Genomic DNA, 713 nt, shown 5'->3' on the forward strand with positions numbered 1-713 from the left:
GTAGCGGTAAACGTACAGGATGTAAAGACTTCGGACATCGTCAAGATCGCCAACGTGATCCTGGGTGCTGAGGACTTCACTTCTCCCTACGACTATCTGGCGGCGGACGTCGACCAGAACCGGAACCTGAACGTACTGGACCTCGTTGCGATCCAGCGGGTAATCCTGGGCCTGGACGCGAACTACGCTACCGGCGAGAGCTGGGGCTTCGTACCGGCGGACGTTGACGTGAGCAACCCCTACGCTGCTACTTTCCCCGAGGTGTACAATGCCAACGACCTGACGGGCAGCATCCTGGATGCGGACTTCGTGGCCTTCGCTTACGGTGACGTGGTGGGCAACGGACGTTCTACGGCCTCCATCAACGCTGCTGACGCGCAGTTGGAAGCTGGTCAGGCCCACACGATGGAAATCCGCGGCACTGAGCTGGCGGGCTTCCAGGGTACAATCGAACTGGCCGCTGGCCTGGAGCTGGTGACGGCCAGCTACGCAGGCGAAGGCGCGATCAACCTGAACCTTGCCGGTGACGGCCTGGTGGCGGTAGCCCTGCGGGGTGCTGATGCGGTGCTGACGCTGGAAGTGATGGCTACGGCTGCGGGTCGCCTGAGCGAGCTGGTAAGCCTGACGGACGAGATCACGGTTCGGGAGGGTGTGAACCTGAACGGAACGGGTGGTGCGCTGACGCTGTCGTTCACGACGGCAGAAGTGGCCAC

1 pseudogene is annotated in these 713 nt (G+C 62.3%); it reads left to right on the top strand.

What is annotated here, in order from left to right:
• Positions 1-713: pseudogene (locus H9S92_RS00090) on the top strand (hypothetical protein); the annotation flags it as partial.

It is taken from the genome of Neolewinella lacunae (assembly GCF_014349155.1).
In the GTDB taxonomy this organism is placed as follows: Bacteria; Bacteroidota; Bacteroidia; order Chitinophagales; family Saprospiraceae; genus Neolewinella; species Neolewinella lacunae.